Raw genomic sequence first — 14617 nt, forward strand, 5'->3', positions numbered from 1 at the left:
GAGTGGACGCCACCGCGGACCGTCTGGTGTCCCGGGCCGCGCAGGCACTGAGCCGGGCGGCGGACGGGCTGATCCGCGATGTCGAGGAGTGTCTGCGCGACGAGGTCCCCGAGCTGTGGGACGACCCCGAGGCCATGGCCTCGGCGAACATCGCCCACCACGTCGTCGCTGTACTGGAGGTCCTCCAGCACGGAGTCGGGCCGAGCCGCGTCGAACCGCCGGCCGCGGAGATCGAACGGGCCCGCCGGCTCGCCCGGCACGGCATCCCCGTCAGCACACTGCTGCGGGCCTTCCGCCTCGGACAGGGTGTCGTCCTGGACCGGCTGCTCCAGGAGCTGCCGCGGCTCACCGACGACACCGAACTGCTCAGCGCCGCGACCCGGGAGCTGCTGGCGACGGCGACCGGCTATGTGGACCGCACGTCCGAGTACGGCGTCCTGGCCTACCAGGAGGAGCGGGAACACCGGCTGCGGGCACGGCTCTGCCTGGTCAACGAGGCGGGGCTGCGCATCGGGACCACGCTGGACATCACCCGCACCACCCAGGAACTGGCCGACCTCGCCGTCGAGCACTTCGCCGACCGCGTGACCGTGGACCTGCTCGACTCCGCCCTGTACGGACCTGACATGCCGACGGCGGACCCGCCCGTCCTGCGCCGGATCGCCCAGCGACCGCCCGCGCGGAAACCGCGGCTCCACACCTACCCGGACGGATCGCCACCGGCCCGGGCCCTGGCCACCGGAGAGCCCTCCCGAAACCGTTCGACCCTGGTCGTGCCGCTGCGCGCCCGCGGCACGACCCTCGGCGTCGCCCAGTTCGTCCGTCACGACGCCGCCGACCCCTACGACGACGAGGACCTGCTGCTCGCCCAGGAGATCGCCGCGCGGGCCGCGGTCGCCGTCGACAACGCCCGCCGCTACACCCACGCCCGCGCCACCGCCCTCACCCTCCAGCGCAGCCTGCTCCAGCAGCACATGCCGCAGCAGTCCGCCGTCGAGGTCGCCTGCCGCTATCTGCCCGCCGGTGACCGGGTCGGCGTGGGCGGCGACTGGTACGACGTCATCCCCCTCTCCGGCGCCCGGGTCGCGCTGGTGGTGGGCGACGTCGTCGGCCACGGCATCCACGCCGCCGCCACCATGGGCCGGCTGCGCACCGCCGTACGCACCCTCGCCGACTTCGACCTGCCACCCGAGGAACTCCTCACGCACCTCGACGACATCGTCCTGCGCCTGTCCGCCGAGGCCGCCGGTGACCCGGACGGCGAGCCCGCCGGCGACATCGGCGCGACCTGCCTCTACGCCGTCTACGACCCTGTCTCCCGCCGCTGCACCCTGGCCCGCGCGGGCCATGTGCTGCCGGTCCTGGTGACCCGCGACGGCACCGTCGACCTCCTCGACCTGCCGCCGGGCCCGCCGCTGGGACTGGGCGGTCTGCCCTTCGAGGCGGCGGAGGTCGATCTGGCCGAGGGCAGCCTCCTCGCCCTCTACACCGACGGACTGATCGAGGCCCGCGACCACGACGTCGAGGCGGGCCTCGCCCTGCTGCGCGGCGCCCTCGCCCGGGCCGGCCCCTCGCTGGAGGCCGCCTGCGACACCGTCCTGGAGGCCCTGCTGCCGACTCGCCCGGACGACGACGTCGCCCTACTCCTCGCCCGCACCCACGCCCTGGGCGTCCGTCAGGTCGCCACCTGGGATCTGGAGGCCGACCCCGCCGCCGTCGGCCGGGCCCGCGCGAACGTCGCCCGGCAACTGCGGATCTGGGGCCTGGAGGAACTCGACTTCACCACCGAACTGGTCGTCAGCGAACTGGTCACCAACGCCATCCGCCACGGCCGGCCCCCCATCCAGCTGCGCCTCATCCACGACCGGGGCCTGCTGTGCGAGGTCTCCGACGCCGGCGGCACCACCCCGCACCTGCGCCGGGCCCGCACCTTCGACGAGGGCGGCCGCGGACTGTTCCTGGTCGCCCAGCTCGCCGAGCACTGGGGCACCCGCCACGCCTCCCACGGCAAGACGGTCTGGGCCGAGCTCAACGAGTCCGACGAGGCGCTCCAGACGTTGCTGGAGATCACTGTGCCGGAGTGAACGCCCACCCCGCAGCCGTCGACCGAGGTCGTTCCCCGTGACCAAGCCCGTGGTCCGCCAGGAACTCGGCCGTGACCCGGACGTCACCCTGGAGGAACTGGCGCGCGCCGCCGGTGTCGTACGACGCACACTGTTCGGCCACTTCCCCGGGCGTCAGGCGCTGTTGGGGGCCCTGGCCGACGAAGCCGCCGAGTCCCTGGGGGCCGCGCTGGAGTCCGGGGCGTGGCCCGAGGAATCGGCCGAGCGGGCGGCGCTCGCGCGCATCGTGTTCGCGTTCTGGCCCGTCGGGGACCGCTGCCGCCTCCTGCCGGCGCCGGCCCGACGCGACCTGGGCGTGGAGCGGGTGTCCGAGATCCCGGCCCCCGCCCGCGCTGCGGCCACCGCGATCCCGGAGCGCGGACGGCGCGACGGCGTCTTCCACACCCGGTTGCCGCCCGCCGTGCTCAGCGCGGGGCTCGAAGCCATGACGCTCGCCCTCCTGGAGGAGGTCAACTCCGCGGCCCTCAAGGACGATGGAGCCGACACGACGTCCCGGACCTGATCACCGACCTCAACCGGCAGCAGGGTCGCACGGTCGTCATGGTGCTGCACGACCTCAGCCAGGCCTGCCGGACGCCGATCACGTGATCGCCATAAAGGCCGGCCGGATCATCGACGAGGGCGCCGACGGTCGTCCCGGTCGGGCGGCCAAGGCGTCGATCAGCCGGAGGCCCGCACCTTGAGCACCTGATCGTCGATGTACAGAACCTCCAACTGGCGGTCCGCGCCGGGGACGCTGAGCGCGAGCCGATGCCCCTCCGCGTCCGCCGTCGCCCAGCGGCCGGTGCGCCGCCCGGGTGCGTCGGCGTGGCCGAGGGGGCGGTCGGTGAAGGTGCCGTCCGCGGCGAACTCCAGCCCCCGGCGGCCGCGTGCGGGCGGCAGCGGATAGCCCGCCGGGCGGTACACCGTGACGCCGGGGGAGTCCTCCTCGTACGCGTGCACCCAGGTTCCGATCAGTTCCGGCGGCGGACCGCTCATGGCCGGGCACCTCCTGATCTGTGACAGGTTGAACCGATACGGAAGACAACGCCGTACTTACGGCGGAATTTGCGATTCTGCTTACCGTGTCCGTTCCGTCGCCCTACGGTAAACCTCAACGGGCCCGCTCCACCCTCACCTCCGCGCCGTTGCGGTGCGGCCATCTCCAGGCGGTGCGACGTGCCCGAGAACGAGACAGACGAGACCACTCCCACCCCCGCACACCGTGTCTGCGGCACGATGCCGGTGCACCGGAGGCTGCTGACCGAGGACCCCTCGTACGCCATGGCGCGGGACGCGGTGGAGAACCGGGCCTTCGCCTTCGAGCAGGGTCTGGAGACGCCGGCCCGCGTCGGTGTGACGGTGATCCCCGTCGTGGTGCACGTCGTCCACCACACCGCCGAGCAGGACATCGGCGACGATCAGATCGCCGGCCAGATCGATGTCCTGAACCAGGACTACCGGATGCTCAACCCGGACGTGTCGAAGGTGCCCGCGGCCTGGCAGCCCCTCGCAGCCGACTGCCGTATCGAGTTCCGGCTCGCCTCCCAGGACCCCGACGGGCTGCCCACCAGCGGCATCACCCGCACCCGGACCGAGACGGACACCTTCGGGATGGACGACGCGATCAAGTTCACGGCGAGCGGCGGACAGGACGCCTGGCCCGCCGACCAGTACCTCAACTTCTGGGTGGCCCCGCGCCTCCAAGACCCCACCGTCGGCGAGATCCTCGGCTACGCCCAGTTCCCGGGCGGCCCGGCCGCCACCGACGGCCTCGTCATCGCCCACCCCTTCGTCGGTACGACAGGGACCGCGAGGGCCCCGTTCGACCTCGGTCGCACGGCGACCCACGAAGTGGGCCACTGGCTCAACCTGTTTCACATCTGGGGCGACGACGGACAGGGCTGCAGCGGCAGCGACTTCGTCGCGGACACCCCCAACGCGGGCGGCCCCAACTTCGGGACACCCACGTTCCCCCATGTGACGTGCAACAACGCGCCCGACGGGGACATGTTCGTGAACTACATGGACTACACCGACGACGCGGGGATGTTCATGTTCACGCAGGGGCAGCTGGCCCGTATGGACGCCACTCTGGAGGGCCCGCGCTCGTCGTTCCTCAAGCTCTAGCCCTCACTCCCGGGCGGCCCTCAGCAGGTGATCGCGGACCAGGGCCACATGAGGATTGCCCGAGGCGCCCGGGCGCTGCACGAGGAAGCCGGTGTTGATGGGCGGGTCGTCCGGATCGTGGAGCAGGATGAGCGCGCCCGACGCCAGCTCTGCCGCGCACAGATAGCGGGGCAGCACCGAGAACCCCGCACCGCCCATGACCGCCGCCTTCACCGCGTTCAGGTCGGGCATCGTGACCGCGGGGTCACGCGCCAGCCGCTTGCCGAAGACATGCCGCCAGTAGCGGCGCACGATGGGCAGGTCCTCGGCGTACGCGACCAGGGGGACGCCGTGCAGCGCGGCCGCCCCCTCCGCCGCGATCCGGGCCGCAGAGCCTGTCCGCTCCGCCCGCTCGGGGGCGGCGACCAGCACGAACTCCTCGTCGTTGAGGGCCACCGAGGTCAGGGTGCGCCCGCGCGGCCGGAACGTGGCGATCACCAGGTCGTGGCGGCCCGCGCGCAGCTCCTCCAGGAGCGGCTCGGTCAGACCCGGGGTCACGCGCAGCCGTACGCCCGACTCCACCAGCGGCGCGATACCGGGCAGGACGGAGACGGTGAGGAACTCGGCCGGGCCGGCGAGGTGCACGGGCTCGGCCGGGGCGTCGTCCGCTCCCGTGGCCGTGGCGAGCGAGTCCAGGGGCTCGGTGATCCGGGCGGCGAGCTCGTCGGCGTAAGGCCTGGGCGCGACACCGCGGGCCATCCGCTCGAACAGCTCGCGGCCCAGTTGCCGCTCCAGGGCGCGGATCTGGGTGGTGACCGTGGGCTGGGACAGGCCGAGGAGGCGGGCGGCGGCGGTGAAGGAACCGGTGCGGTACACGGTCAGGAACGTGCGGAGCAGATTCAGGTCCAGCGGTGCCGCCACCGAGTGGTGATTGGATTCCCTATCTCTCACATACAGGAGCCTATTGGATTCTTATGGGTGGATCGACTTACCGTCGGAGCATGGCAAAGATCCTCTTCGTAATCACCGGCGTCGACCACTGGACGCTGGCCGACGGCACGCAGCACCCCACCGGCTTCTGGGGCGAGGAGGCCGTGGCCCCCTACGAGGCCTTCAAGGCCGCCGGTCACGAGATCACCGTGGCCACTCCCGGCGGCGTCGTTCCCACCGTCGACAAGGGCAGCCTCGCCGCCGAGGTCAACGGCGGCCAGGAGAACGCCGACCGGGTCGCGGGTGTCATCGCCGCGGCGACCGAGCTCCAGAACCCGATCCGCCTCGAGGACGTGCACCTGGACGACTACGCCGCCGTCTTCTACCCCGGCGGCCACGGCCCCATGGAGGACCTCGCGGTCAACACCGACTCCGGTGAACTGCTCACCAGCGCGCTGGAGTCCGGCAAGCCCCTCGGCGTCGTCTGCCACGCCCCGGCCGCGCTGCTCGCCGCGGTCAAGGCCGACGGAGCCAACTCCTTCGCCGGGTACCGGATCGCCGCCTTCACCAACGCCGAGGAGACCCAGGCCGGCTTCGCCGACAAGGCCAAGTGGCTCCTCCAGGACCGGCTGACCGAGGCCGGCGTCCAGGTCCAGGTGGGCGAGCCGTGGGTGCCGAACGTCGTGGTCGACCGCAACCTGGTCACCGGCCAGAACCCGGCGTCCTCGGCCCCGCTGGCCGTGGAGCTGCTGAAGAAGCTGGGCTGACGTCACCGGAGTGCCGGACCACCGCGGTGGTCCGGCACTCCGCTCACTCGGCCGCCTTGAACGACCGCAGCCGCAGCGAGTTCCCCACCACGAACACCGACGAGAACGCCATCGCGGCCCCGGCCAGCATCGGGTTCAGCAGGCCCGCCGCGGCCAGCGGCAGCGCGGCCACGTTGTAGGCGAACGCCCAGAACAGGTTGGACCGGATCGTGCCCAGGGTCCGGCGGGCCAGCCGGATCGCGTCCGCCGCCGCGCGCAGGTCGCCGCGGACCAGGGTCAGGTCACCGGCCTCGATCGCCGCGTCCGTGCCCGTGCCCATGGCCAGCCCCAGGTCCGCCTGGGCGAGCGCGGCCGCGTCGTTGACGCCGTCGCCGACCATCGCGACCGAACGGCCCTCGCCCTGAAGCCGCTTGACGACATCGACCTTGTCCTGCGGCAGCACCTCGGCGATCACGTCCTCGGGCGCGATACCGACCTCGCGGGCGACGGCCCGCGCCACCACCTCGTTGTCACCGGTCAGCAGGATCGGGGTCAGACCGAGCGCCCGCAGCCGCGTGATCGCCTCCGCGCTGGTCTCCTTCACCGCGTCGGCCACCTCGAGGACCGCCCGCGCCTCGCCGTCCCAGGCGACCGCGACGACCGTACGACCGGACGCCTCGGCCTCCGCCTTCAACCGGGCCAGCTCCACGGGCAGTTCCATCGCCCTCCCGCACTCTCGGCTGCGCTCGAGCGGGGGGACCCCCATGCCCAGCAGCCGCTCCCGGCCGACGAGTACCGCGTGGCCCTCGACGGTGCCCTGCACCCCGAGCCCCGGCACGTTCGCGAAGTCCTCGGGCGTGGGCAGCGCACCCAGCTTCGTCAGCGCCCCGTCGGCCACCGCCCGGGCGATCGGATGCTCCGAGGCGTGCTCCAGCGCGCCTGCCAGCCGCAGGACTTCGGCCTCACTCGTACCGTCCGCGGTGTGCACGGCCAGCAGCGTCATCCGGCCCGTGGTGACCGTGCCCGTCTTGTCGAGGACGACGGTGTCGACCTTGCGCGTGGACTCCAGGGCCTCCGGGCCCTTGATGAGGATCCCGAGCTGCGCGCCGCGCCCCGTGCCCACCAGCAGCGCGGTCGGCGTCGCCAGCCCCAGGGCGCACGGGCAGGCGATGATCAGCACGGCGACCGCGGCGGTGAAGGCGGGCGTCAGACCGGCCCCGTTGCCGAGCCAGAAGCCGAGGGTGCCCAGCGCGAGGGCGATCACCACGGGCACGAACACGGCGGAGATCCGGTCCGCCAGCCGCTGGGCCGCGGCCTTCCCGTTCTGCGCGTCCTCCACCAGCTTCGCCATCCGCGCCAGCTGCGTGTCCGAGCCCACCCGGGTCGCCTCGACGACGAGCCGGCCGCCGACGTTGACCGTGGCACCGGCGACCGCGTCACCCTGGGCGACCTCCACCGGCACGGACTCGCCCGTCAGCATCGACGCGTCCACCGCCGACGAGCCCTCGACGACCGTCCCGTCGGTCGCGATCTTCTCCCCCGGGCGGACGACGAAGCGGGTGCCGACCTTCAACTCGCCCACGGGAACGGTCTGTTCACTGCCGTCGGCCCGCAGCACGGTGACGTCCTTCGCGCCCAGTTCCAGCAGCGCCCGCAGCGCCGCGCCCGCCTTCCGCTTGGACCGTGCCTCGAAGTACCGCCCGGCCAGGATGAAGGCGGTGACACCCGCGGCGGCCTCGAGGTAGATGTTCCCGGCACCGTCACCGCGAGCGATCGTCAGCTCGAAGGGGTGCGTCATGCCCGGCGTCCCCGCGGTCCCGAGGAACAGTGCCCACAGCGACCAGCCGAACGCGGCCAGCGTGCCGACCGAGATCAGCGTGTCCATCGTCGCCGCGCCGTGCCGCGCGTTGGTGAACGCCGCCTTGTGGAAGGGCCATGCGGCGTACGTCACCACGGGCGCGGCGAGGGTCAGCGAGAGCCACTGCCAGTACTCGAACTGCAGGGCCGGGATCATGGCCATCGCGACGACGGGGAGAGCGAGAAGGACCGCGGTGACCAACCGCTCGCGCAGTGACCGGAGTTCGTGGTCCACCGGTTCGTCCGAGGGTTCCTCCGGTACGGGTTCCTGTGCGGTGTACCCGGTCTTCTCGACGGTCGCTATCAGGTCCCGCACGCTGACCTCGCCGCCGTAGCTGACCTTCGCCTTCTCGGTGGCGTAGTTGACGGTCGCGGTCACCCCGGCCATGCGGTTCAGTTTCTTCTCGATGCGCGCGGCGCACGAGGCACAGGTCATGCCGCCGATGGCGAGCTCTACCTCGGCAGGGGCTCCGGTCGCGGTGGTGGTCATCGCCACTCCTTGTGGAATACGGGGCGGGGGTATCTGCGGCACATGCTCCTGTATACCCTTGGGGGGTATCAAAGGCAAGCGGTCCGGAGGGGTTGACTTCATACCCCCTAGGGGTATTGTCAGCTGCATCGAGGCCTCGTATCCCAAGGCGGGAGGCCGTGTTCTCCAGGAGCTGGTCATGCACGCAGGACTCAAGATCTCCGCGTTCGCAGCGGCGCTGGCGGCGACGTTCGGCACCGCGTACGGCGTGGGCAGGGCCATCGACCCGGCCGTCGCGGAGAGTGCGCCAGCGAGCCACGAAAGTCACGAAGAGTCGCCGGACGGAGGTGGTGCCGCGGGCGGCGGAGGCGCGGCGGGTGCCGGAGGTGCCGGTCACGCGCCCGGGGGACTGCAGATCTCCGAAGGCGGCTACACCCTCGACCTGAAGACCCCGAGCGTCGCCGCCGGGCAGCGAGCCGAGCTGCGGTTCGCCGTCCGCGACGCGAGTGGCCGTGCCGTCACCGCGTACCGGCGTGAGCACGAGAAGGAACTCCACCTCATCGTCGCCTCACGCGACCTGGTCACCTACCGCCACCTGCACCCCACTCGCGCCGCCGACGGCACCTGGAGCATCCCCGTCGAGTTGCCCCGTGCCGGCGGCTACCGCGTCTTCGCCGACTTCACCCCGGCGAAGAAGGGCGCCGAGAACCTCACCCTCGGCGCGGACCTGGCGGCCTCGGGCTCCTACGCGCCGCAGCGGCTTCCGGCGCCGGACGCCACGGCCGAGACGGACGGCTACGAGGTCGAGCTGAGCGGCGGCCTGCGCCCGGGCGGCGAGGGCGAGGTCAAGCTGACGGTCTCCCGTGACGGCAGGCCCGTCACCGACCTCCAGCCCTACCTCGGCGCCTACGGCCACCTCGTCGCCCTGCGCTCCGGCGACCTGGCCTATCTCCATGTCCACCCCAACGGTGAACCGGGCGACGGGAAGACCGCGTCGGGCCCGGACATCTCCTTCACCGCCACGGCACCGAGCGAGGGCGCGTACCGCCTGTTCCTGGACTTCAAGCACGAAGGACAGGTGCACACGGCGGCGTTCACGGTCAGGACCGGAGCGCAGGCCGGTACGCATACCGACGAGGGCGGCCACGGCCACTGACTCAGATCCGGCCCGACCGGCGCTGCCCGCGCAGCAGCAGCCCCAGATACAGCCCGCCGACCACCGCCGTCACCACCCCCACCGGCAGCTGGGCCGTCTCATGGATCCGCTGGGACGCGAAGTCCGCGGCGACCACGAGGAAGGCGCCGGTACAGGTGGCGGCCAGGAGGTTGGGGCCCGGCGCCCGGGTGAGGCGCCGGGCCAGCTGCGGTGCGACGAGGGCCACGAAGGGGATCGGGCCGGCCGCGGCGGTGGCCACCGCACAGGCCGCCGTGCCGAGGACGAGGATCAGCAGCCGGGTGCGCTGGACGGGCACCCCGAGACCGCCCGCCACGTCGTCGCCCATCTCCAGGATCTTCAGCCGGCTCGCGGCGAGCGCGACCAGGGGCAGCACGACGAGCAGTCCGAGGGCGGCCGGCCGGACATCCTGCCAACCCCGCCCGTTGAGGCTGCCGTTGAGCCACACCATCGCCTGCGCGGCCTGGGTGAAGCGGGCCTTGGCGAGCAGATAGGCGTTGACGCCCTGGAGCAGGGCACTGACGCCGATGCCGACCAGCACGAGCCGGTAGCCGTGGATGCCGTGCCGCCAGGCCAGGACGTACACCAGGATCGCGGTCGCGAGGCCGCCGCCCACCGCACCGGCCGCGATCTGGCCGCCGGTGCCGCCGGCGAGCAGGACGACCAGCAGACCGCCGGTGGCCGAGCCGTAGGTGAAGCCGACGATGTCCGGGCTGCCGAGCGGATTGCGGGTCAGGCTCTGGAACAGCGCCCCGCTCAGCCCGAGCGCGGCACCGACGAGGATGCCGGTGACCAGCCGGGGCAGTCGTAGCTCGTTGACGATGAAGTCCGTCCGCCGGCTCCCGTTGCCCAGCAGGGTGCGTACGACGTCCGCCGGGGAGATCGTGTACTCCCCGGTGCCGAGCGCGAGGACACCAACGCCCACGGTGGCGGCCAGCACCAGCGCGCAGACCGTCACCACCCGTACGTCCACCCGCAGGGAGAACCGGTGGGACCGGCTGCGGACGACATGGCTCCGCGCGGGGACCGTCTGCGTGGTCATACGCCCACCACCCGGCGGTGGCGCACGAGCGCGATGAACACCGGCGCGCCGATCACCGCGGTGACCACACCCGCGTCGAGCTCGTCGGGGCGGACCACGACCCGGCCCAGCACATCGGCGAGGAGCAGCAGGGCCGGGGCGAGCAGCATCGACAGCGGCAGAGTCCAGCGCTGGTCCGCCCCGGCGATCATCCGGGCCATGTGCGGCACGGCGAGCCCGACGAAGACCAGCGGACCCACGGCGGCGGTCGCCGCCCCGCACAGCAGCGTCACGGCGAGCAGGCCGACGAACCGGGTCCGGTCCACATGGGCACCCAGGGCGCGGGCGCCGTCCTCGCCGAGCGCCAGCGCGTTGAGCGGCCGGACGAGACAGAGCGCGAGCAGCAGGCCCACGCCGACGAACGGCGCGATGGTCGTCAGGGTCTCGCTGCCGGCCCGGGCGAGCGAACCCACGCTCCAGAACCGCAGCTGGTCCAGGGCCTGGGCGTCGAGCAGCATCAGGGTCTGGCCGATGCCGGTGAACACGGCGGCGATCACCGCGCCCCCCAGCGCCAGCCGCTCGGGGGTGGCACCGGCCCGTCCGCCCGAGGCCAGCGCGTACACCAGCAACCCCGCCACCACCGCCCCCGCCATCGCGAACCACACCGAGGCCCACAGACTGGTCAGCCCCAGCACCGTGATGGACACCACCACCCCGGCGGCGGCCCCCGCGTTGATGCCGAGCAGCCCGGGGTCGGCCAGCGGATTGCGGGTCAGTGCCTGGATGAGCGCGCCCGCGACACCGAGCGCGGCCCCGGCGGCGATGCCGGCCAGGGTGCGGGGCACCCGTACGTCCCAGATCACCGAACTCGCGGTCGAGCCGTCGTCGTGGAGCAGGGCGTCGACGACCGTGGACAGCGGCAGCGAGCGCGAGCCGACCGCCAGGCTGAGCATGACGGCCGCGAGCAGCAGGAGCAGGGCGCCGAGGACCGCGAGTGTGCGGGTGGAGTTCCGGCGCCGTGGGGGCTTTCGGGCAAGTGCCGCCGTGGCGGACTCAGTTGCCAACGCTTCCCTCCGCGCGCAGCCGCTCGGCGATGCGGCGGCCGAGCGTCTTCTTGTCGATCTTTCCGACGGAGGTACGGGGGAACGCGTCGGTCTGTTCGACGCGGTCGGGCAACTTGTAGGCGGCGACGCCGCGTTCGGTGAGGAAGGCGGCCAGCTCCCGCTGGGTCGGGGCCTGTCCGCGGGGTACGAGGTAGGCGCAGGTGCGCTCGCCCATCGTCGCGTCGGGCATGCCGACCACGGCGGCGTCGTGCACCGCGGGGTGGGCGAGGATGTGGTTCTCCAGCTCCTCGGCGGAGATCTTGTCGCCGCCCCGGTTGATCTGGTCCTTGGCCCGGCCCTCGACGATCAGATGGCCGGTGGGCAGCACCCTGACGAGATCGCCGGTGCGGTAGAAGCCGTCGTCGGTGAAGGACCGGGCGTTGTGCTCGGCGGCCCGGTAGTAGCCGCGCAGCGTGTACGGCCCGCGGGTGAGCAACTCCCCGGTCTCGCCCGGAGCCACGTCGTGTCCGTCCTCGTCGACCACCCTGACCTCGTCGGCCGGGGACAACGGCCGCCCCTGGGTGCCGATCACCAGCTCCGCGGGATCATTCAGGCGGGTGTAGTTGAGCAGTCCCTCGGCCATGCCGAAGACCTGCTGGAGCCTGCAGCCGAGCGCGGGTCCGACCCGGGCCGCCGGTTCGGCGCCCAGTTTGGAGCCGCCGACCTGGAGCAGCGCGAGGGAGGACAGATCGGCGTCCTCCCACTCCACCGCGTCCAGCCACAGCAGGGCGATGGGCGGGACCACGGCCGTGATGGTGACCTTCTCCCGCTCGATCAGCGCGAACGCGTCGTCGGGGCTGGGGGTGGGGGAGAGCACCACGGTGCCGCCGGCCATCAGGGTGCCGAGCAGACCGGGGCAGGCCAGCGCGAAGTTGTGCGCGGTCGGCAGGACCACCAGATAGACGGTGGACTCGTCGAGACCGCAGACCTGGGCGCTCGCACGGACGTTGTACGTGTAGTCGTCGTGGGTGCGCGGAATGAGCTTCGGCTTGCCGGTCGTGCCGCCGGACAGCAGCAGTACCGCCACGTCACCGGGGTCCGGTTCGGGCAGCGGCACCGGCTCGGCGTCCACGTCGGCGAGCGCGGTGAACTCGGCGGGGTCACCGGCCACCAGGACGTGCTCGACGCTCGGCACCGCCTTGCGCACGGCCCTGGCGAGCGGGCGGTGGTCGAAGCCGTCGAGCGTGTCGGGAATCGCCAGGGCGATCGCGCCGGCCGTCTCGGCGACATGGACGAGTTCGCTCTCCCGGTGCGCGGGGAGCGTCAGCACCGGCACGGCACCGGCCCGCAGCAGCCCGAAGAACAGCACCACGAAGGCGTCCGTGTTGGGGAGTTGGACGACGACCCGGTCACCGCTGCCGATGCCGGCCCTCCGCAGTCCCGCCGCCGTGCGGTCGGCGCGCAGATCGAGCTCCGCGTACGTCCAGCGGTTCCCCTCGGCGTCCACGAGCGCGATCCGCTCCGGAGCCTGCCGGGCCCGGTCCCGCAGCAGCCGGTCCAGTGGCCGGCCCGCCCAGTACCCCTCGGTCCGATACCGCTGCGCCAGCGGCTCCGGCCAGCGCACCCAACCGTCGAGCATGCTCAACTCCCGCCTGCCTGTTTAGGAAAGGCTTACCTAATGAGCGATCAGGGTCAAGCCTGGATGCGGGATCGGGAGGGGCGTACGGGGTGGGGGCGCTCTGGACGCGTCTCCGATGCGGAGTCTAGGGTTGACTTAATTAGGTTAGGTTAACCTAAGTCAACGGAGGTGGCTCGTTGCTGCGTTACCGGAGCGCGGAGACGGAACTGCCGGGAGATCCCGTTCTGTTGGCCGCGAGACTGGCCGAGTCGGGGTTGTTCGACCAGTACGTCGTGTACGAGCGGGAGGGCGACTGCTGGTTCGCCGGAGGAGCGCTCGGCGAGATCGTGGTCGACCGGTCCGAGATCCGCGCCAGATGGCTGACCGACGAGACGGTGACCCCGCTCGGAGCGCATCCGCTGCGCCAAGTGCAGGAAGAGTTAGCGGCCATGGACGTGGCCGGATGGCACGCCTACGGCTGGATGGCCTTCGAGTTCTCCCACCTTCACACCGACCGCCCGGACCGCGCCGGCGACGACCGGCTGCTCCATCTCGTCGTCCCGCACAGCGAAGTGAGGCTGCGTCAGAACGGCGCCCGGGTGCGCAGTACCGACCAGGAGACCCTCGAATCCCTGGTGGCCCTGCTGTCCGAGCCCACCGTCCCCCGCACCGCCGAACCCCGGCCCATCGAGGTCTCCGGCACCGGCAGCGGCTACCCGGAGATGGTGTCGGAGGCACTGGAGGAGATCCGCACCACCGAACTCCAGAAGGTCATTCTCTCCAGGACCCTCACGATCCCCTTCCCGGTCGACTTCGTCGCCACCTACGTCCACGGCCGCACCCACAACACACCCGCCCGCTCCTACCTGTTGAACCTCGGCGGCCGACGCGTCGTCGGATTCAGCCCCGAGACCGTCGCCGAGGTCGACGCGGACGGCCACGTCGTCACCCAGCCCCTCGCCGGCACCCGCGCCCGCGGCCTCGGCGAGCGGGAGGACGAGCGGCTGCGCGCCGAACTCCTCGCCGATCCCAAGGAGATCTCCGAGCACGTGCTCTCCGTCAAACTGGCCGAGGAGGAGATGGCCACCGTGTGCCGGCCCGGCTCGGTCCTGGTCCGTGACCTGCTGAGCGTGCGGCAGCGCGGCAGCGTCCAGCACCTCGGGTCCAGCGTGCACGGCGAGCTGGCCGACCATGCGAGCGCCTGGGACGTGCTCCGGGCGGTCTTCCCGGCGGTCACCGCGTCCGGCATCCCCAAGGGTCCGGCGTACGACTGCATCACCCGTCTGGAGCGGGAGCGCCGCGGGATCTACAGTGGCGCGGTGCTGATGGCGGGAAGCGACGGAGGCCTCGACGCGGCCCTGGTGCTGCGCAGCCTCTTCGAGGAGGGCGGGCGCACCTGGCTGCGGGCCGGCGCCGGCATCCTCTCCGGGTCCACTCCCGAACGGGAGCTGGAGGAGACCTGCGAGAAACTGCGCAGCGTCGCCCCCTACGTCGTCCCCGCGCAACCGGCGCGGGTCGTCGCGCCGTCCCTCCAGGGTTAGGAAGCCC

Annotated in this window: 12 protein-coding genes and 1 pseudogene; 7 read left to right on the top strand and 6 right to left on the bottom strand. The window is 72.3% G+C overall.

Going from position 1 to position 14617, the window contains the following annotated elements; genetic code table 11:
- Positions 1-2 precede the first annotated feature (2 nt).
- From QF037_RS40925 to QF037_RS40935, 3 genes and pseudogenes are all read left to right on the top strand, one after another.
- Positions 3-2084 (top strand): ATP-binding SpoIIE family protein phosphatase, encoded by a 2082-nt coding sequence (locus QF037_RS40925; protein WP_307034223.1) that lies wholly within the window; start codon positions 3-5, stop codon positions 2082-2084.
- A gap of 37 nt (positions 2085-2121) precedes the next feature.
- Positions 2122-2625: a TetR/AcrR family transcriptional regulator gene (locus QF037_RS40930; protein ID WP_307034225.1), complete on the top strand. Its 504-nt coding sequence runs from the start codon at positions 2122-2124 to the stop codon at positions 2623-2625.
- Positions 2610-2749, top strand: a pseudogene (locus QF037_RS40935) (ABC transporter ATP-binding protein); the annotation flags it as partial. The gene QF037_RS40930 and the pseudogene QF037_RS40935, both read left to right, overlap by 16 nt.
- A gap of 34 nt (positions 2750-2783) precedes the next feature.
- Here QF037_RS40935 and QF037_RS40940 read toward each other — a convergent pair.
- A complete protein-coding gene (locus tag QF037_RS40940; protein ID WP_307034227.1) occupies positions 2784-3101 on the bottom strand; it encodes a hypothetical protein in 318 nt (105 codons plus the stop codon).
- A gap of 180 nt (positions 3102-3281) precedes the next feature.
- Between QF037_RS40940 and QF037_RS40945 the strand changes: the two genes are divergently transcribed.
- Complete coding sequence (locus QF037_RS40945) at positions 3282-4232, top strand: zinc metalloprotease (RefSeq protein WP_307034229.1); 951 nt, start codon at positions 3282-3284, stop codon at positions 4230-4232.
- A gap of 3 nt (positions 4233-4235) precedes the next feature.
- Here the strand turns inward: QF037_RS40945 and QF037_RS40950 are convergent, their stop codons facing one another.
- On the bottom strand, positions 4236-5162 hold the full coding sequence (locus tag QF037_RS40950; RefSeq protein WP_307034230.1) for a LysR family transcriptional regulator: 927 nt from the start codon (positions 5160-5162) through the stop codon (positions 4236-4238).
- Between the two features lie 50 nt (positions 5163-5212).
- Between QF037_RS40950 and QF037_RS40955 the strand changes: the two genes are divergently transcribed.
- Positions 5213-5908 (top strand): type 1 glutamine amidotransferase domain-containing protein, encoded by a 696-nt coding sequence (locus QF037_RS40955; protein WP_307034233.1) that lies wholly within the window; start codon positions 5213-5215, stop codon positions 5906-5908.
- Between the two features lie 43 nt (positions 5909-5951).
- Here the strand turns inward: QF037_RS40955 and QF037_RS40960 are convergent, their stop codons facing one another.
- Complete coding sequence (locus QF037_RS40960) at positions 5952-8234, bottom strand: heavy metal translocating P-type ATPase (RefSeq protein ID WP_307034236.1); 2283 nt, start codon at positions 8232-8234, stop codon at positions 5952-5954.
- A gap of 178 nt (positions 8235-8412) precedes the next feature.
- Between QF037_RS40960 and QF037_RS40965 the strand changes: the two genes are divergently transcribed.
- Positions 8413-9369: a hypothetical protein gene (locus tag QF037_RS40965; RefSeq protein WP_307034238.1), complete on the top strand. Its 957-nt coding sequence runs from the start codon at positions 8413-8415 to the stop codon at positions 9367-9369.
- Between the two features lies 1 nt (position 9370).
- Here QF037_RS40965 and QF037_RS40970 read toward each other — a convergent pair whose 3' ends face one another.
- The 3 genes from QF037_RS40970 to QF037_RS40980 are packed head-to-tail and all read right to left on the bottom strand — an operon-like array spanning position 9371 to position 13090.
- Positions 9371-10429 carry a FecCD family ABC transporter permease gene (locus QF037_RS40970; protein ID WP_307034240.1) on the bottom strand — a complete coding sequence of 353 codons (1059 nt, stop codon included), beginning with the start codon at positions 10427-10429 and terminating at the stop codon, positions 9371-9373.
- Positions 10426-11472 carry a FecCD family ABC transporter permease gene (locus QF037_RS40975; protein WP_307034241.1) on the bottom strand — a complete coding sequence of 349 codons (1047 nt, stop codon included), beginning with the start codon at positions 11470-11472 and terminating at the stop codon, positions 10426-10428. The genes QF037_RS40970 and QF037_RS40975 overlap by 4 nt, the downstream gene beginning before the upstream one ends.
- Entirely contained in the window at positions 11462-13090 is a 1629-nt protein-coding gene (locus QF037_RS40980; RefSeq protein ID WP_307034243.1) for a (2,3-dihydroxybenzoyl)adenylate synthase, read from the bottom strand. Before QF037_RS40980 ends, QF037_RS40975 begins: the two co-directional genes overlap by 11 nt.
- A gap of 176 nt (positions 13091-13266) precedes the next feature.
- On the opposite strand from QF037_RS40980, the gene QF037_RS40985 reads away from it, so the two are divergent.
- Positions 13267-14610: a salicylate synthase gene (locus QF037_RS40985; protein WP_307034245.1), complete on the top strand. Its 1344-nt coding sequence runs from the start codon at positions 13267-13269 to the stop codon at positions 14608-14610.
- Positions 14611-14617 lie beyond the last annotated feature (7 nt).

Source organism: Streptomyces canus, assembly GCF_030815415.1.
Lineage (GTDB): Bacteria > Actinomycetota > Actinomycetes > Streptomycetales > Streptomycetaceae > Streptomyces > Streptomyces canus_F.